This window comes from uncultured Algoriphagus sp. (assembly GCF_963974835.1).
Taxonomy (GTDB): domain Bacteria; phylum Bacteroidota; class Bacteroidia; order Cytophagales; family Cyclobacteriaceae; genus Algoriphagus.
This window is the reverse complement of the sequence record NZ_CAXBET010000001.1, coordinates 686935-704750: the sequence shown is the minus strand read 5'-3', so window position 1 is coordinate 704750 and position 17816 is coordinate 686935. Positions and strand designations below refer to the sequence as shown.

Here is a 17816-nt window from a genome sequence, read left to right as displayed (position 1 = left end):
AAGAAAATTGGCAATAATTACAAAATTAAAAGAAAGAATAATTTGTAAATGCAAAACGATATATTGTTCAAAGGAGCCCGATGGTATAAATGTGATTTGCATTTACATACTACTTCAAGCTTATGTTTTCTGGATAAAACCGTAACTGCTAAACAGTGGGTAGATAGAGCCATCGAACAAGGCTTAGATTGTGTAGCAGTTACAGACCACAACTCATCATTAGGAATTTCATCAATTCAAGATGCTGCCCGTGGAACGAAATTGGTGGTTTTTCCAGGAGTTGAAATAACTTGTGATACATCAAAAATACACCTCCTAATTCTATTTGACCCATCAAAAGGTGAAGAAGATGTGAAAAGCTTTTTGAGTAAATGTGATATTGAATATACCCAATACGGTCAACAAGATGCAACAACAACTAAATCCGTTTTTGAAATTGCTGATATAGCTACTGCTAGAAGCGGTGCTTTGATTATACCTGCTCACATTGACGAATATGCAGGACTAAATACATTAAGCGCCCAAAATTTAGAAAAATTCTACTCGCGAGACGATATAAACGCCGTACAAGTTGTTCATAAAGAATTTTTGGACACTTCGCTCCAAACTTCGGGAAATACAGATCTAAAGTCCTTTTTAAACAACTATTATAACAATCCTAATCCTCAAATTGATGATTCATTCTTAAAGGCGTGGTTTACTCCAGTGAAATATGCTTTAGAAAATCAATTAGCAATTCTAACATTCTCTGATAATCCACATGAGCCAAAAAACCCAAAACACGGTCTTTGGGGTATTGGTAGACGTTTTACTTGGATAAAAATGGATGAATGCCCTTCTTTGGAAGGGTTAAGGCAAGCATTTCTTTTACCTGATTATCGTATCAAGAATGATTTTGACTCAAATGATACTCCATATACAAAGCCAAATCTTTGGATTAAATCAATTTCTATATTAAATACTACTATTACAGAGGAAAAAATACCTCTAATAATTGATTTTAATCCACAGCTAAATACTTTAATAGGAGGCAGAGGTAGTGGAAAATCGAGTATTTTAAGATTTATTCGTGGAGTATTTAATAAGACGAGCGATTTAAATGAATTAAAAGAAATTCTTGAAGATCATAATGAATTTTACAAGAAAGTATCTGGCAGGCAAAAAAAAGGTGTCTTAACAGATGAATCTATAATTGAAATTGAGTTCATAAGAAATGAAGTTCCTCATAAGATAATTGCTTCCAATATTACTGATTCAAAAGCTCAAACAATCAATATTCAGAAAAGAAATGAGGAAGGGATTTGGGAAGATATAAAAGATGAGGGATATATAGATTTTTTTGAATTTGAACACTATTCTCAGAAGCAGATTTATGAAATTGCACAAGAGCCTAATGCATTAAGAGAACGAATTGATAGAGCTATTGAAGGGCTTGAGAAAATAAAAATAGATAGAGAACATATAAAAAAATTATTTTTAGAAAAATCTGCAGCAATTAGAACGGCAGATGTAGTAATAGCAGGAAAAGGTAAAATTGAAACACGGATTAAGGATCTAGAAGCAAACATTAAAAAACTTCAGCAAAGTGGAATTGCCAGTTTATTAAAAGCAAAAGAAACATATACAAATCAAGACCACTTGATAAACGCATTTCGCTCTGAAATCGAGGATAGGAAAAATCAAATAGATCAATTAGCACAAAATATTAAAATTGAAGATTTCGATACTACAATTTTTAATCAAACGCATGAGGTAGAATTGAAGTCCGCCTCTAAAATTGTAATAGCAGAATTTGAAAATATAAAAAAATCGTTAGAAAAGTTAAAAGAAGAAGTAGTTCAAATTAATTCTGGTTTTGAGAAATCAATTAATACATCTCAATGGAAAAAAGATTTGACAAGGACCTCAGAAGAATTTTTCCAAAAACGAGAAGAACTTGAAAAAGATGGTATCGATTCAATTTCAAGTTTTGAAAGATTTTCAATGGAAAAATCAGAGCTAGAAATAGAACTTGAAAATATAATTGCTAAAAATGAGACACGAAAATTCGATAAAAAAGAAAGAGAAAGACTGCGAGATGAATATCTCCGCTTAAGTAAGGAAATTACAGATCTAAGACAAAAATTTGTTAAAGGGGTTTTGGTTGGTGACAAAGTAAAGGTTAATATCAAGCCATTCAGAAATAAAGTGGACTTTGAGGCTCGATTAAGAACAATTTTGCAAAGAGAAAACACCTCATTTCAATCTGATGTAGATGCTCTAGTGGAGCTTTGTTTCAATGGAAATGTAGAAAATAAAATAAAGGATTTAAGAAGTATTTTTTTAAAGATAAAAGAGAATAAAGATGTCGGTTCTATCGTTTCAGGATTTTTTGTAAATCTAGTTAGAACGTTGAATGATGCTCAAATTGACGAAATAGAATTGATGTTGCCCGAAGATGAGATCGAGATTCAATATAAACCAACCGCCACTTCTACCTTTAGGTCATTATCAACTGCATCTGCGGGACAAAAAACAACTGCAATCTTAACCTTCATTTTGTCATACGGAAGGTTACCTCTAATTCTTGATCAACCTGAAGATGACTTGGATAACAGATTGGTTTATGAGTTGATCGTAGATAGACTTAAGCAAGCAAAAGAAAGAAGACAATTAATTGTGGTAACTCACAATGCGAATGTTCCTGTAAATGGTGATGCTGAATTTATTGTTTCTATGGATACAGAAAGCAATACGTTAAAAGTCTTGCATTCAGGAACCGTTGAACAAGCAGCAATTAAGAAAGAAATATGTGATGTTATGGAAGGTGGTGAAACTGCCTTTGAAATGAGATCAAAAAGATATAAGTCTAATTGAAAAATTTTAATTAGGTTATTTTCAATTCAAAAACAGTAGGAATGCTATTTCTGATTTCAATGTATCGTTTATCCTGTTGAACAATTTCTTTGACCTGATTTTCCATGAGCTGGTAGTATAATTTTTCTAGGTGTATTCCTTCCAGTTCAATCAAATTTTCTGAGAAATTCAATTTGATCCTTTGTACTGTAGGATCATATTCCGCTGAAAGCATTCGACTGTAGTTAAAAAAACTTCGTTTCTGCTTTAGGTCTACAAAGCTGATGTACAGCGAAAATTCTCCTTTCTGATAATAGCGGATCGCTTCAAATTTGTCTTTTTCCTCTTCTTTGGGCTCATATGATTGACCTTCTGATCTGCCAAACATACTATCAAAGAAATCATCGCTCTGGCTCATAGGATAGATGGTCTAGTTGCTTTTCTTTTTCCTTATGTTGATTTATCCCTTTCGATTTTTCTTTAATTATCTCCATTGTTTTGTTGAAGGCATGATCACTTGAAATACCATTTTCTCGGGCAAGTTCTAGAGCAGATTTACGGTCACCTATGTCACTTGCATGCTTCAAAAGCTCTTCCCTATCATCCGTGTAAATATGAGCAGCTTTCCTGCCCCTGGATGCAGAAACATAAAATTGTTTGGCATCTGTAGCCGGAAAGGTTGCAGCAGGCTGAGAGATAAACACCTCATCGACTGTTTTGCCTTGTGATGCATGAGAGGTGAGAACATACCCATGCTTGAGATGTCCAAAGTCCTGATCCACTGTATAGGAATGATTGCTTTTTGGATTTACAAGAACGATTTTCTTGTCTTTGGTAAAACCATCGACTTTGTAAAAATCGCCATTACTCATACGATGTTGATATTGATCAACAGCGTTTCGGGTGACAATGATTTGATCACCTTTCGATAACGAAAACGGTCTTTTCTCAAAAACATCAAAATGGTTCCCGTTCTTAAATGGGATAGGCGCCTTGTTTCCATTCTTATTTTTCAAATACAAGGAGCCGTCTTTGGTTTCATCAATCGTCCACATCGAGCCTCTTAAACACCGTCCGACATTCTGATTAAACTGAATGACCTGACCTTTGCGGAAATTCCGCTGATCCTGTTTTTGGCTTTCTGTCAAATTCGTGTTTTCCAAGCGTTCCAGTTTCTTTTCACGCTTGGACACCAAGCGATGATCCTTTAAGGACTTGCGAATATCATCGGTGACTTTTTCCCCTTGGGCATGGGTCGGTGAAATCACTAAAGCTGATTTCTTGCCCTTTACGGCATTAACATAGTCCTCCACCAGTTCCTTATTGGGGTTGAGAGGATCAACCTCCTTGATAAACCCAATTTGATCCAGACGATTGAAGCCAGACCGAATAGACCCATTCGCTAAATCTTGGATCGCTTCTCGGTAATGGATATTTTCTTGTCTTCTGATTTGGCTTACTTCAGACGTTTGAATACCGCCAACCGTATTAAGGATGCGCAAAGCATCTCCTCTAACAACACTTGCGTGCTGACGAGTGTCACCCATGAGAACCAAACGGGCGTTTTGTTCACGTGTGACCCTTAGCAGGCTGACCATATCCTTTGTCCCCAAAAGTCCGGCTTCATCCACCCAAAGCACTTGGTCTTTGATCTCCTGCTTCATTTTGGGGTCATTCAGGAACTTGGCCACGGTTTCCGCCTTTTGGAATCCATCTTCGCGTAACACTCCACGGGACGCTTGGGCGGTCGGAGCAATCAAGGTCACTTGTTTGCCTTTTGCCTCAATCTTGGCCACAGCTTCTTTGAGCAAATAGGTCTTTCCTGATCCTGCTGCCCCTCGAATAATGGAGACACGGTTCCCATTGGTCAAAATATCCGCCACAGCGGCCTTTTGCTTGCCCTGGAGCCCTTTGATTTGAGGCGGGAAGGAGTAGAGGGGTGCAGCGTTGCCAAGGCCTTCCTTGGCCAAATAAACCATTTCTCGCTCTTCCTCGATTACGAAATGCGTTGTAACCATGTCTCGGCCAGCTTCCTTAAGATGGATCAAGCTTTTTTTGTCCTTCAAGGCAAAATTAATATCACCAATAGATGTGCGATTGTCTCCAATGGCATGACGGTAGCTTTCTGCTAGAATACGGGAAGTCGGCATCACCGATGCCCGTTCAAAGCCATGGTTAATGGCGTGATTAACGCTTACCTCTGCCGTTAATCGGTGTTCTTTCTCCTTCAGTTTATCGGGATCGGTATGACGGATTTGAGGATTTGTATCCAAGTCTGGCTCGAGTGCCGCTTCACTTTCTTTGATTTGGGCGCGCCAGTTGTCCCGCAATTCTGCCATGGACATACCGGAGGCTTTTTTGCCTCGGGTCATGGCTCCAAGCTTATCTAGCTCTTTAGCATCCGTGATACCTTTTTCCTGGGCAATCTGCCCGATCTCATTTGTACGCTTGGAAAACTGATCAATGGCGTGTTGTGGCACACCCACAATCTCAAAAGAGGATTTGGTGCGTCTGATCTCATATCCGGCATCCATCAATTTATCGGATAGCACTTTATGAAATCGCGCTTGATAAAACGGCATATCCCGTTTGATATTACCGAACTGACCAGCTTTATATTCCTTTTCAACATCATCCCACGTGGCATTGAAGACAAAGCAATGCGCATGAAGGTGAGGGTCGGGTGCATGATTTTCTGTAGGCCGTGCCGTTTGGTGGATAAACTCCGTCCAAACCAGTTCGCCTGTGTGTCGGTCATGGGTTTTACCGAACTTACGGACGCGGGTGTCGGACGCCTTTTCAATTTCAGTCATGGTCTCTCTTACGCTTGACTGAAAAATATCCATGACATGAGTGTCTTTGGAAAAAGCATGGATAATCGAAACCGACTTCGGACAATGAAAATTAATGTCGTAGCCAATGCGCCTGTTCTCATAGGTGCGCATGGTGAGTGGTTCTTGGGTAATCGGATTTTTGTTTTCGCATAGGGCGAAAAACTGATCTTTGGTGGCTTCTTGGGATAGGCCTAAACGGTTGGCAAGTTTGCCATGAAAACTGCCTTTGAGTTCCTGATCGTTGATGTAATAATCTGCCTTTGCCAAACTCTCCGAAAAGTAGGATTTGGCAGCTTCGGAAGATGACGATAAAATCATGCGGATCATGACGCTGAGTGTAGTTAATTTTATGGATGATTTGGGTCAAATTTCACTTGGATAAGCACAGGATAAGAAACCCTAATACAGATAAATTATTCCTGCTTTTTGCTCATGTGTGAGCTTGTAAGTGCTGGTGGTTTTCTCTCAAATAAAGCCTCAGTAATGCCTATACAATTCGGTCTATCATTTAGGCTCTGCAAAGCAATCCTGAAAACTTATTCATCGAGCTTAACCGAGATATGGCATTCCGAAAGGCCGTTTTCAAACCTGCAAATGCAAACGTGCCAATCGGAGCCAATCTTAATCATCAGACATCTCCCCTATGCAGAGCCCCCCACCTGTCAAACCTAATTGCTCTGCAGAGCCCCCCCTAGTTGTTCCCTAATTACTCTGCAGAGCCCCCTTCAGGTGAGGGGCAATTTTTCTTACATCTTATTGAAGTAGTTCAAGCTGGGATTGCCTTCGTCATCAAAGGCATTCTTTTTCAGCCAATCCCAGTCTACAGGCTGACCCGATTTATCCTTTAAATCACCAGTCGAGGATGTTGCCAGCTTCGCCACAGCTTGTTGCATCTTTTTGCCTACAGGTCGCCTACCGTTAATCTTAAACCCTTTGGTTTCCGATGTTGGGCGATTATCCACAAAGTACCGCTCAAACTGCTCGGCTTCAATCAAACGGTCGATCCAATCCATGATCATATGATCACCTTGGTTGTATGAAATCTGATTAGCCAGCATATAGCACAATGCACATAGGATAATGAAAACCCCGATGAAGACAAATTGGAAGGTGACGAGAACGACACCCACTAGGAAATAGAATCCTGGCTCTACCCAGATATCTATCAATCGAGGGGTGAGCTTGCCAAATCGGCTTAAGACAAGTTTTTGGAACCATTCCTGATGTTCCCCATCAAAGAGACTATGCTTGGCAAAGTCAAAGACGGACGGTTCATGCCTGATTTCTAAATACCGCAACACACACATGGTGGTGAATCCTGCCAAGTATAGGTACCAGCTCATATTTGCGCCGATCATTTGCCAGACGCTAAATGGGTATCTGTCTGTCGTTGGGAAGATCATCGGCACAATCGCCAGAATGATGATCCCAAAGACGCTTATAAACGGGCTGAAATACCGTTCTCCGAAGCTCTTTCTCGAAAAGACCTCCAGGGCCATTTTCGGGATTGAGAGGATATTGTAAATCAGCTTTAGAAGCGCTTCTTCCAATGGGAATTGACGCTGCATTTTTACAGAAGAATAATAAGTGATATTCATGGTTTCTATGATTTTAAAGTGAATAAAGATTTGAGATAAAGTGAACTGAAGGTTAGACAGACCAATCCTAATCACCTCCATGAGAGAGGTGTGACATGGACATACGTTTCCATGGTCAGGCAAAATGGTTTGTCTGAATATTCTTTAGGTCAAGACAGGGCGTAACGATCCTGTGGCCTTCTCGTGCGCAATTAGGCAGGTCAGGATGTTCAACTCTTGTACTGTTGATTATTGGGGATAGTCTCTATGAAGGCGTGAACTTCTGATCAAAAGTCAGCTTCATATAGTTATTTCCATCAAACAAAGGATCGCCCTGACGGTGGATTATCCCTTCCACCATATAGGCATTGTTTGGCGATCCCGTCTTGAGTGGGATAAAATCTTCTGGCCGGAAGACTTTCTCAAGCTCTATGGATTTGTTCTGAGAGAAATTGGGGGATTCTTTGGAAAGACCAGTGGTCTCCGTGTATTTCTCAATATAGGCTTCACCCACGAGGTCTGAAGCATATTGATTGGTTTCGATGTCTGCATTGGCATGGAAGATCTTGGTGCCCATCGTGCCTAAGAAGCTTTTGACCCGTGCAGAACCATTATCGCTTTCCATCATCGCATAGTAGTTTGGCAAGTTTTGCGTGATGTACACAGTCGAAATACAAGAGGATCGAGCGGTTGCCTGATATACAGGATCATGCTCATGAATGAAGTTTTGTGCTTCATCCGCCCATAGGAAAACGGGGCGGGGGTTTTCTTTGATATTCCGCTTCTCCATAGCCCTTTGCCAAATGTATTTGAAGAGAATTTGGCAATCACGCCCCACTTTATGGAGCGATTTGACGGGCAGGTTTAACAAGATGATTTTACCCTTCAAGCTATCGTCAGGGGTCACATTGTAGTTCCCTTTGCAGAAGAGAGAGAAAATCGGTTCGCGTAATAAACGGAACAGGAAGCCTGTGAATGAGAATTCAATGATGCTGCGGGTTTTTTCATTGAGTGTTCGAAATGACTCCATGAAAAACTGCCAGAGATGGTGAAATGTGCGGATATGAGGAAACTCACTTTTCAAGAAGTCGGATAAATCCTGACTGCCCTTGAGTGTATCCAGATTATCTCGGTTGGCCTCCACATACGCATCTACCTTTTCTTTGAATCTCCGATGGGCTTCCACCATGGCTTTTTCAAAAGGGGTCGGTTGTTTGGAAGGGGTATATTTTCGCTCTTTGAACTCTTGGGAATGTGGCGTTTGAGCACGCCTATTTTCCTCCTGTTCCATCCATTTTTTACGATCCTCCATATAAAAGGCATCCCATTCTTTTTGAGAGGCCATGGCAGGTTTCTTTGCGTTGGGTAGCGATTGAACAATGTCGTGAAGAAGCTGGACAGTTACTTTGTCATAGGCCATCAAGCACAGATCAATGACGTTGAATATCAGCATATCCAAAGCCTGCTGCCAGAAGGGATCGTCTTTTGAAACCCCTCGGTCTTTGATCTTGGAGGACTCAATAACGACCTTTAGAACTTCGGCTACATTTTCGGTAAAGGCATTGCCTGTGCCGTTTTGGGAGGATTCATAGGCCAGGAAGTCAAACCAATATTTACCGCCTGGCTCAATGATAATCAGGTCATCCAGCCGACCTGCTTTTGTGCAATAGTCTATCCAAAGATCTTTCTCGTCAGGCTTTGCAGTCATGACAAGACCGCCAAATCCAAGTTTGAGATAGTTGAGGGCTAGAAAACGGCCTGAACCAGATGTTTTTCCGGAGCCGATACCACCGACAATTTGAATGCCTTCAACAGCGTGCCGAATAGTAAAGGCACTTTGGCCTTCGGGTGTGGGGAAGTGGAATACGGGTATATCCAAGAAGGATTTGCCGTGGGCATATGTATCCATGGTTTGAATCATTTAAAGTGGATTGTATTGAACGAGCGTGCATTAAAAGGTGAAAAACGGGCTGAACAGTCCATCTTTCCCTCTAACCGAAAGCGGTAGCGGAGTATGTTTTGCTACAATGGTTCTCTTCCCTTTTTGAAGTTTTTAAGAAGAGTAATCTGGTTTATATTATCAATACTTATAGCGGATTGACTTTCGCTGAAGGGTCGGGATTTTTTTGTCTTCCCTACATTAAAAAATGGTTTTTTTCTCTTATTTAGTTTGGTTTAACGATTATAAAACTTATTCGATTAAATCCCAAAAGATTTTCAAATAAAATTTAATAATTTTTTCTTGAGTAAATCTTCCTAACTTTTTCTAATAAAGGCCGTTCTAGGACGATATTTTAGCAGTCGTTTTTATCGATCTAATTCAGGGCCATCATAAGAGTCTCTTTCTTGTGATGGACCGCCTGTAATATCTTTTCCATTATCATTAAATTGGTCTTTTTTAGGATCAACATCTTCTTTTGATGGATCTTTTGTAATGTCCTTTTCATTGTCATCAAATTGATCTCTTATAGGATCGACGCCTTCCATCCAATCGGGGAGTTTGTTCTCATAGAACTCATTGACACGGTCATCGGTACGTCCTTGACGTAACCCATCAAAATACGCCCCATCCGCCTTGATAGAATCAAGCTCTTTGACCAAATCAGGTTCATACTGTTTTATAAAACTAAAAGCATTATAGCCTCTGGCGTATTTTTCTTCTTCTTCCTTCGTTAAAGCTGAGTCACTCATACTCTTTTGATTTAATGGTTAAGACTAGAATGTATCTTTTGCATTTTTCTCCAAGAACTCTTTGATCGAGTCATTATCGTAAAGGATGATCCGTTTCTCCGGTTGGGTGAAACGAATGCGTCCTTCATCCCGCCATTTTTGCAGTGTGGTCTTACTGGTAATACCAAGCTTACGCATAGCCTCATCGGTTGTGATCCATTTATCTTCCTTGATGCCATGCGTCTCTTTGATCCGCTTGACCACCGTATCAATCAGGGCATAGAAAGCCTCCTCATGCAGACATATGACATTCATAGAATAAGGATTTTTGGTGATACAACATAGCTTCAGGAAGAAGCTTCAAGCAAAATAATATTTTGTTCAAAAAGAAGAAATTTTTTTACGAAAAATTCCGCGATTATTTTAAAGTTTTTTAGGATGGAAAAAGTGAGTAAAAATTTGTTGTACCTATGTTGTACCCGTGATTTTAAAAAGAAAGAGCTTCCCTTTTGAGGAAGCTCTAAATCGCTGATTATCAGCTGTACCAGGAGCGGGAATCGAACCCGCACGAGATTGCTCTCACAAGATTTTAAGTCTTGCGTGTCTACCTATTCCACCATCCCGGCTTAATCTATGTTCTAAAACATAGATTTTGACTTTCCTGCATTCAATTGATAATTACCAATACGAACGCCGTGAAACAAGAAAGCCCTTGAATCAAGGGCTTTTTGAGCGGGAGACGAGATTCGAACTCGCGACCCCGACCTTGGCAAGGTCGTGCTCTACCAGCTGAGCTACTCTCGCGTTTTGTCAACTGAAACGTGATCCAGTTGAATTGTGGATGCAAAGGTAAGAGCCAGAAATAAAATCACAAACATTACTCCGTTATTTTTTTAACAATTGAGAACCACAACCACCTTCTTAATTGATTTTCAAGCTTCTATCAAAATGTATACGTAGATAAAATTTTCACCATTTCCCCCACATTTCTGGCATTTAGCTTCTTTAGGATGTTTTTTCGATGAGTACTAACAGTATTCACGGAAATATGTAATTGCTTCGCAATTTCTTTAGATTCCTTTCCTTCCAAAATCAAGCTAACAATTTCCTTCTCCTTCTTTGTAAGAGAGACTACTCTACTCTGAGGAGAATTCTTACTTACAAATATTCTGGTACCGTCTTCCTTCCGGTAAGAATAATTCCAATCATATCCATTGGATTTTGGAGGTGTATGCAACTGTACTATTATGTGTAAATCCATTGCAAAATTACCGGCAGCATCTATCAGATAGGGTCTAACTTTACCGAGCATCCAACTGATTTTCTTGGAAGTTCGATGAACCCAGCGAGTTGTATAGGAAAATTCAAAGGTATGCTTCTCGGATAAAGTAAGCTTATGGAAATTCTCGAAGATAATCTTTTGAAAGCGAATGAACTCATCTCTATCCTCGGGATGAATCAATTCGAAAGTTGTCTCCATACCCTTTGATCGAAGAATAGAGGCAGGATATCCTGTCAATTCTTCCACATTGCCTGCGAAAAAAGCTAGACTCAAATCTCTATAATCAAAGCAGGCAATGGTGAGCCCTTCCCGCATCCCTATAGTTTCACTTAACTGCTCTAATTCAATTACTTTATTTTGTTCTTCCGGGTTTATTTGAAATTCTTGCTCTTGCCATTTTTTAAAAAATTGTGTGTATTTATTTTGCTTACGCAAATCCTTCAACAATACCTTATCCATAAAAAATTATTTAGTGTCAAAACTAAGTTAACACACGAAATCCAATTTTTTAGGTTTCAATTTTCTTTTTGATCTCATGTAATTTCAAAAGTGCCTCAATAGGTGAAATAGCATTGATATCTATTCCTTCAATTAATTCTTTCGCTTCTTGGAATTTCGGATCCAACTCGAACATGCTTAGCTGATAGTTGTTCTTAGGAATGGATTTAACTTTGCTTTTTTGATCCGCCACCGCTTTATCCTTTTCCAAATGGGACATGATCTCCGAAGCTCTTAACACAATTGGATTAGGCATTCCCGCCATTTGGGCAACGTGAATACCGAAACTGTGCTCACTACCTCCTTTCTTAAGCTTTCGCATGAAAATCACCTTATTTCCGACTTCTTTCACAGAAACATTGAAGTTTTTGATTTTAGGAAAATCAGAGGCCAATTGATTCAGCTCATGATAATGCGTAGCAAAAAGTGTTTTGGCCCGGAACGTCGGATGATTGTGCAGGTACTCCACAATAGACCAAGCGATGGAAATACCGTCGTAAGTAGATGTTCCACGGCCGATTTCATCCATTAGCACCAAGCTTCGATCCGATAGGTTATTCAAAATGCTTGCCGTCTCGGTCATCTCCACCATAAAGGTTGATTCGCCTTTGGAAAGATTATCTGAAGCTCCTACACGAGTGAAAACCTTGTCTATAATACCTATTCTAGCGAAAGATGCAGGCACAAAGCTCCCCATTTGAGCCATTAGCACGGTTAAGGCAGTCTGTCGTAGCAAAGCTGACTTACCAGCCATATTGGGACCGGTGATGATCATGATCTGCTGTGAATCGTGATCTAGGTAAATATCATTTGGAACGTAGTCTTCGCCTGGAGGCAATTGCTTTTCGATGACCGGATGACGACCGTCTTTGATTTCGAGCGTCTCGGTCTCAGATATTTTTGGTCTAGCATAGCCATTAGAAAGTGCCACTTGCGCAAAAGAAAGTAAAACATCCAATGTGCCAAGAATTCTTGCGTTTTGCTGGATTTGTGTGACAAACTGAGCAGTCTCCTGTACAAGCGCCAGAAAAAAGCGTTGCTCGATAGCAATCATTTTATCCTCTGCATTCAGGATTTTATCCTCATAATCTTTTAGCTCAGGAGTAATATAGCGCTCAGCATTTACCAGCGTTTGTTTACGAATCCACTCCGCCGGAACTTTGTCTTTGTGCGAATGCGTCACTTCCAGATAGTATCCGAATACCTTATTGAAAGCTATTTTCAGGGAAGTTATTCCAGTTTTCTGAACTTCACGTTGTTGGATTTGCACCAAGAAATCCTTTCCGGTATTCGCCAATCCACGGTATTCATCCAGCTCCTCGTCGACTCCATCATTGATAATTCCACCCTGGTGCGTCAGCATAGGTGCATCTTCCTTGAGCTCCTTAATTATTTTTTCTCTCAAAAACTCACAGGGATGCAGCTGATCAGAAAGTCGCTGAAGTGTAGGGTTCTTTTGATTTTTGAGAAGCTCTTTGATAGGTAAAATATTGACTAGCGCACGCTTTATCTGATTAATCTCACGAGGATTTGCACGTCCTACCACGACTTTGGAAATCAGTCGCTCCAAATCACCAATGTGCTTCAACGGGTCCACCATTTCCTCAATTAGGGCCGAGTTTTGGTAGAAAAAGTCAACAACATTCAGTCGCTCCTCGATAGCAGATTTTTCCTTCAAAGGCAGAACCATCCACTTTTTCATCATTCGAGAACCCATAGGAGTCACAGTCTGATCTAGGATATTGATCAAAGGAACTCCGCCTTCGTGCTGTGGAAATACAAGTTCCAGATTTCGAATAGTGAACTTATCCAACCACACATATTTCTCCTCAGCAATTCTTGAAATCGAAGAAATATGCTGAATCTCTTTATGCTCAGTTTCTTCCAGGTAATATAAAATCGCTCCTGCGGCGATGATTCCGGATTCGATTTCCTCTATCCCAAATCCTTTTAGGTTGGCTGTACCAAAATGAGTTTTGAGCTTTTCATAAGTGAAGTCGTATTGATAAACCCAATCCTCGCAGTGAAAAGTGATAAAATCATTTTTCAGCATGTCAGCGGCAGCCTTTTTTGCTGCTTTGGAAAAGATGATCTCTGCTGGCGCAAAGCTCTGAATCAATTTTTCCAAATAAGATGCAGTCCCCTCAGCACACATAAATTCCCCCGTAGAAAGATCAAGGAAAGCAATTCCATGCTTGTCTTTTCCAAAGGAAATCGAAGCTAAATAATTGTTCTTCTTGGTGTCCAGCACCTGATCATTAAATGAAAGCCCTGGAGTCACTAGTTCAGTCACACCACGCTTCACAATGCCTTTTACAGACTTGGGATCCTCCAACTGATCGCAAATAGCTACCCGATTCCCCGCTCTCACCAATTTTGGTAAGTAGGTATCTAACGAATGGTGCGGAAAACCCGCCAACTCGATATGTGATGCCGAACCATTCGCCCGCTTTGTAAGCACGATATCCAAGATTTTGCTTGCACGAACAGCATCCTCTCCAAATGTTTCATAAAAATCCCCGACACGAAAAAGTAACAAGGCACCTGGATGCTTGGCTTTTATCGCATTATACTGCTTCATTAAAGGAGTTTCTTTTCCGTCTTTTAACTTACTCATGGGGGTATGCTTACTTTTATACTAATTTTGGGAGGAGTATTCGAAGGGAATATGCCCGAAAATAAGCCATTCACAAAGCAGAACAAAAAAGGATGAAAAAATTAAGTATGGAAGAGCTCGAAAGAGTTTCGGTTGAGGAGTTTAAAAAAATGGATAAATCCCCAATTGTACTCGTCCTGGACAACGTACGAAGCCTAAATAATGTGGGTTCTGCCTTTCGGACTGGTGATGCATTTGGTGTAGCTAAAATTTTTCTTTGTGGAATCACAGGAACTCCTCCTCATCGAGATATTCAGAAAACCGCCTTGGGAGCAACTGAATCTGTAGAATGGGAATATTGCCTGAATACTATGATTGCCATGGAAAAATTAAAAACTGAAGGCTATCAAATCTGCGGGTTAGAGCAGGTAGATCGATCTGTGATGCTGAATGAATTCACACCTGAGAAAGGTAAAAAATATGCCTTGGTATTCGGAAATGAAGTATTTGGGGTAGAAGAAGAAGTGCTCAATGCCTGCGATGCAGTATTAGAAATCCCACAATTAGGCACCAAACACTCCTTGAATATCTCCGTTTCGCTAGGAATAGCAGTTTGGGATCTTATGGTGAAAATGGAGCAATTTTAATTTTTGGCAAATCTGTATCGAAGACCAAAAGACCCTCGGAATAAAGAGTCATCACCAAAGCCAATGATCGGTGCACCTTCTATATGAAAGCCAAAATCCTTTTGCTCAAAAGGATAAATATTTAATCCAACAGGTATTACTATTCCGTCAATAAAGCCTACTCTTAAACCTGCTCCTCCATAAAACTGAAAACGATCTGTTTTTTTGAAAATGTAATTGGCGGCAAGTTCTCCTGTCAAATTCTCAAAATACATGTCTGTACCAACTCGAAATTCCGGGATAAAACGCTCACCAAACTGATAATTCACGCCTATAAAAGGCAAATTGCTCTGATGAAAACTAATGGTCGTTTGTGAAAAAGAAGTCATAGAAAATAGACCGAAAAGAGCAATAAAAATAAGTTTTTTCACTTTTGTAAAATTAAGTTGTGTAAAAGATTAAAGACCAAGTTCACTTACCTTCAAATGAGTTTTGATCATGTTGGAGCTGGCTTTCGCCACAAGTTTACCTGAATCTTTAGTGATTACGGCGTCCCAATGATTTAGGTTTGCACCTGATCGAACTAATTTTGCAGAAACTTCAATATTCTCTCCAATTTTTACTGAGGATAAAAAATCTACATTTAGATTGATGCTTGTCATTAGGTATTCAGAACCTGTTGCGAAGTTTGCCATCCCGATCACATCGTCCATCATAAGCGATGCCACGCCACCATGCAGTATTTTAGCAGGATTACACATTGCTGGAGTGATAGTATAGGATACTTTGATAAAACCATTTTCAATTTCCAAAAGCGTTCCACCAAGCCAATTACCAGCCTTAGAAGGGGTTTTATCTAATTTCTGCCCAATTAACGTTTTGAATTGGGCTAACATTGGATTTGGCTTTTCCATAGGATTATTCTTGTTCATTTATCAATCTGAAATAGTCTTCCAATATAGTTTTTAATGCTTCCTTCTCTTTTGGTTTTGACCAAATAGGTGTCCAAGCAGCGTCTTTTTTAACCTCAAAAGAAGCATCAGCAATTATCCAAGGTTGGAGCTCCCTCACATAGGCAAGAAACTCAGCATTGTTTGTGTTTTGAAGATGAAAGATCTCTTCTTTACCCTCTTGGGAAGCACGGATTTCCAAAGGCCAATCAATATTTGTTGGTTCAAGGTAAAGGTATGCGTCGTCTTTTTGGCTATTAAGAATTATCACTAAATCCAGCAAAGGATCTGCCTCAGAAACTTCTCTTTTCCCATGACGAAAAAGGACCATTCCCGCATCTGATCTACTTTCTCTATCATATTTAATTGCTCGCACATTCAAAAAATAAAGACGGCTTGAAGAGGTCATGCGAAATGTCAGGTCATCTCCAGAGTTATTTGCTCGTTTTGTATTGAAAAAAGAGAGTAATAAAACCAGACCAACGGAAATCAAGCCAAAAATCTTAAAGACTCTGATTAATTCTGGGGTGAAAATTTCATTTGTTTTTTGCCTATTAGGCATGGAATGGTAGCTTAGGTTTAAGTATGAGTCTTAATGTACATACGAACCTGCATTGATATCGATACTGGCTCCAGTAGCATGATCAGCAAGTCCAGAGCAAAGCAAGGTCACCATTGGCGCAATATCCTCAGGCTTTGTCAACTCTTTCAGTGCAATGTCATTTAGCGCGAAACCCTCTCCGTATTCAGCTAGAATTTCATCCGCCATATCCGTACGAGTAAAGCCCGGTGCGATCAAAAAAGCTTTGATTCCTTGTTTACCGTAATGTCTGGCAATGGATCTTGTCAAACTAACAATTGCGCCTTTAGAAGCAGCATACGCTATGTAATCTGTTGTATCTCCACGAAAAGCGGCTCTGGAGGAAATGTTGACAATCCTGCCATTTTGATTAATCAATGCTTGATCGACAAACTCTTTACAGAGAATACCAAGAGCGGTTGTATTTACTTGAATGGTTTCCTGCCAAATCTTTACCCATTCTTGGGTAGATAGACTATCTGGAGCTGATCTGGAAATTCCTGCATTATTGACCAATCCTGAAATCGGACCATATTTTTCCACCAGTTTGGGAATAAAACCAATTACTTGATCGACATTGGAAAGATCGCAAGATTCAATAAAAGCAGGATTTTCTAGTTCTGATTTGAGCTTTTCTGCCTCAGCAACATTGTTATTGCAATGAATAATTATTTCAGCTCCAGAATCAGATAATTGCTTTGCAATCGCTCTACCTATGCCTCTTGAAGCACCAGTGACAAGTATTCGTTGATTTTTAAGGGAAATATTCATGATTGAATATACTGGCTAAAATCAATAATACCGTGAAATAAATAGCTGGAAGGTGAGGTTAGTCACCACTTTTCCCGAATCATCAAGTGCTGTATATGTGCCAAATGATGCTGAGAATGCCATTGATACATCAGTGTTATTTCGGAAAGAGGTGCAGAGGATTGAGATTCCGGATGGAAATAGGTTTTCTGAAAATCTGAAGGAGTCATACTTTCAAGTATAACAGCCCATTTAGAATGTATTCCATCTATCAAGTTGAGCGATACCTCAATTGGTAATGAATAATCAGGCAATTTTGCCCAAGCAGCCTCATCATAAGGCTTAATAGTAGGGTTTTCCTCTGTCAGGACCAATTTAAAGCGCGTCAGCGCGTTCATATGAGAATCGGCAACATGATGGACTACTTGTTTCACCGTCCAACCTCCAGGGCGATAGGCTGTATTTAACTGAGCCTCACTAAAATCTTTCACCGTATCCTTCAAATATTGAGGATACGAACCTATATAAGTACTAGCCTCCTTTAGATTTTGAACCGAGATTTTCTCAGGTTTCAAAAATTTACCTATCGGGTATTTCAATAATTCTATATCTATCATA

General features: G+C 39.9%; 15 protein-coding genes and 2 tRNA genes. 2 read left to right on the top strand and 15 right to left on the bottom strand.

The annotated features are described in order from the left end of the window. The first annotated feature begins 48 nt into the window (after positions 1–48). On the top strand, positions 49–2856 hold the full coding sequence (locus AACZ73_RS03220; protein ID WP_339875353.1) for a TrlF family AAA-like ATPase: 2808 nt from the start codon (positions 49–51) through the stop codon (positions 2854–2856). A gap of 10 nt (positions 2857–2866) precedes the next feature. Here AACZ73_RS03220 and AACZ73_RS03215 read toward each other — a convergent pair whose 3' ends face one another. From AACZ73_RS03215 to mutS, 10 genes are all read right to left on the bottom strand, one after another. Beyond that, on the bottom strand, positions 2867–3253 hold the full coding sequence (locus AACZ73_RS03215; protein ID WP_339875351.1) for a hypothetical protein: 387 nt from the start codon (positions 3251–3253) through the stop codon (positions 2867–2869). Continuing rightward, on the bottom strand, positions 3237–5996 hold the full coding sequence (mobF, locus tag AACZ73_RS03210; RefSeq protein ID WP_339875349.1) for a MobF family relaxase: 2760 nt from the start codon (positions 5994–5996) through the stop codon (positions 3237–3239). The genes AACZ73_RS03215 and mobF overlap by 17 nt, the downstream gene beginning before the upstream one ends. A 419-nt stretch (positions 5997–6415) precedes the next feature. After that, positions 6416–7267, bottom strand: a complete 852-nt coding sequence (locus AACZ73_RS03205; RefSeq protein ID WP_339875347.1) for a hypothetical protein — start codon at positions 7265–7267, stop codon at positions 6416–6418. A 244-nt stretch (positions 7268–7511) separates the two neighbouring features. Beyond that, positions 7512–9155: a TraM recognition domain-containing protein gene (locus tag AACZ73_RS03200; protein ID WP_339875346.1), complete on the bottom strand. Its 1644-nt coding sequence runs from the start codon at positions 9153–9155 to the stop codon at positions 7512–7514. Positions 9156–9553: 398 nt separating this feature from the next. Then, positions 9554–9937, bottom strand: coding sequence for a hypothetical protein (locus AACZ73_RS03195; RefSeq protein ID WP_339875344.1), 384 nt, complete (start codon positions 9935–9937; stop codon positions 9554–9556). 24 nt (positions 9938–9961) lie between these two features. Continuing rightward, the gene (locus tag AACZ73_RS03190; protein WP_339875343.1) at positions 9962–10231 is read right to left on the bottom strand and encodes a helix-turn-helix domain-containing protein; all 270 of its coding nucleotides are present in this window, start codon (positions 10229–10231) and stop codon (positions 9962–9964) included. 227 nt (positions 10232–10458) lie between these two features. Further along, a tRNA-Leu gene (locus AACZ73_RS03185) sits at positions 10459–10542 on the bottom strand. 105 nt (positions 10543–10647) lie between these two features. Beyond that, a tRNA-Gly gene (locus AACZ73_RS03180) sits at positions 10648–10720 on the bottom strand. A gap of 139 nt (positions 10721–10859) precedes the next feature. Further along, positions 10860–11657 carry a LuxR C-terminal-related transcriptional regulator gene (locus AACZ73_RS03175; RefSeq protein ID WP_339875341.1) on the bottom strand — a complete coding sequence of 266 codons (798 nt, stop codon included), beginning with the start codon at positions 11655–11657 and terminating at the stop codon, positions 10860–10862. Positions 11658–11706: 49 nt separating this feature from the next. Beyond that, on the bottom strand, positions 11707–14313 hold the full coding sequence (mutS, locus tag AACZ73_RS03170) for a DNA mismatch repair protein MutS (protein ID WP_339875340.1): 2607 nt from the start codon (positions 14311–14313) through the stop codon (positions 11707–11709). A 92-nt stretch (positions 14314–14405) separates the two neighbouring features. On the opposite strand from mutS, the gene AACZ73_RS03165 reads away from it, so the two are divergent. Further along, a complete protein-coding gene (locus tag AACZ73_RS03165) occupies positions 14406–14939 on the top strand; it encodes an RNA methyltransferase (RefSeq protein ID WP_339875338.1) in 534 nt (177 codons plus the stop codon). Here AACZ73_RS03165 and AACZ73_RS03160 read toward each other — a convergent pair. The 5 genes from AACZ73_RS03160 to AACZ73_RS03140 form a co-directional block, all read right to left on the bottom strand. Further along, entirely contained in the window at positions 14936–15349 is a 414-nt protein-coding gene (locus AACZ73_RS03160) for a hypothetical protein (protein ID WP_339875336.1), read from the bottom strand. The two genes, AACZ73_RS03165 and AACZ73_RS03160, sit on opposite strands and share 4 nt — an antisense overlap. A gap of 27 nt (positions 15350–15376) precedes the next feature. Beyond that, a complete protein-coding gene (locus AACZ73_RS03155) occupies positions 15377–15850 on the bottom strand; it encodes a PaaI family thioesterase (protein WP_339875334.1) in 474 nt (157 codons plus the stop codon). After that, positions 15837–16430: a hypothetical protein gene (locus tag AACZ73_RS03150; RefSeq protein WP_339875332.1), complete on the bottom strand. Its 594-nt coding sequence runs from the start codon at positions 16428–16430 to the stop codon at positions 15837–15839. The genes AACZ73_RS03155 and AACZ73_RS03150 overlap by 14 nt, the downstream gene beginning before the upstream one ends. 30 nt (positions 16431–16460) lie before the next feature. After that, complete coding sequence (locus tag AACZ73_RS03145) at positions 16461–17219, bottom strand: SDR family oxidoreductase (RefSeq protein ID WP_339875330.1); 759 nt, start codon at positions 17217–17219, stop codon at positions 16461–16463. Positions 17220–17281: 62 nt separating this feature from the next. After that, a complete protein-coding gene (locus AACZ73_RS03140) occupies positions 17282–17815 on the bottom strand; it encodes a YfiT family bacillithiol transferase (RefSeq protein ID WP_339875328.1) in 534 nt (177 codons plus the stop codon). Between the last annotated feature and the right edge of the window lies 1 nt (position 17816).

Excerpts from the sequence above, each read along its gene's own strand:
- AACZ73_RS03220 (WP_339875353.1), top strand. The coding sequence starts at position 49 with ATGCAAAACGATATATTGTTCAAAGGAGCCCGATGGTATAAATGTGAT.
- AACZ73_RS03215 (WP_339875351.1), bottom strand. The coding sequence starts at position 3,253 with ATGAGCCAGAGCGATGATTTCTTTGATAGTATGTTTGGCAGATCAGAA.
- mobF (WP_339875349.1), bottom strand. The coding sequence starts at position 5,996 with ATGATCCGCATGATTTTATCGTCATCTTCCGAAGCTGCCAAATCCTAC.
- AACZ73_RS03205 (WP_339875347.1), bottom strand. The coding sequence starts at position 7,267 with ATGAATATCACTTATTATTCTTCTGTAAAAATGCAGCGTCAATTCCCA.
- AACZ73_RS03200 (WP_339875346.1), bottom strand. The coding sequence starts at position 9,155 with ATGGATACATATGCCCACGGCAAATCCTTCTTGGATATACCCGTATTC.
- AACZ73_RS03195 (WP_339875344.1), bottom strand. The coding sequence starts at position 9,937 with ATGAGTGACTCAGCTTTAACGAAGGAAGAAGAAGAAAAATACGCCAGA.
- AACZ73_RS03190 (WP_339875343.1), bottom strand. The coding sequence starts at position 10,231 with ATGAATGTCATATGTCTGCATGAGGAGGCTTTCTATGCCCTGATTGAT.
- AACZ73_RS03175 (WP_339875341.1), bottom strand. The coding sequence starts at position 11,657 with ATGGATAAGGTATTGTTGAAGGATTTGCGTAAGCAAAATAAATACACA.
- mutS (WP_339875340.1), bottom strand. The coding sequence starts at position 14,313 with ATGAGTAAGTTAAAAGACGGAAAAGAAACTCCTTTAATGAAGCAGTAT.
- AACZ73_RS03165 (WP_339875338.1), top strand. The coding sequence starts at position 14,406 with ATGAAAAAATTAAGTATGGAAGAGCTCGAAAGAGTTTCGGTTGAGGAG.
- AACZ73_RS03155 (WP_339875334.1), bottom strand. The coding sequence starts at position 15,850 with ATGAACAAGAATAATCCTATGGAAAAGCCAAATCCAATGTTAGCCCAA.
- AACZ73_RS03150 (WP_339875332.1), bottom strand. The coding sequence starts at position 16,430 with ATGCCTAATAGGCAAAAAACAAATGAAATTTTCACCCCAGAATTAATC.
- AACZ73_RS03145 (WP_339875330.1), bottom strand. The coding sequence starts at position 17,219 with ATGAATATTTCCCTTAAAAATCAACGAATACTTGTCACTGGTGCTTCA.
- AACZ73_RS03140 (WP_339875328.1), bottom strand. The coding sequence starts at position 17,815 with ATGATAGATATAGAATTATTGAAATACCCGATAGGTAAATTTTTGAAA.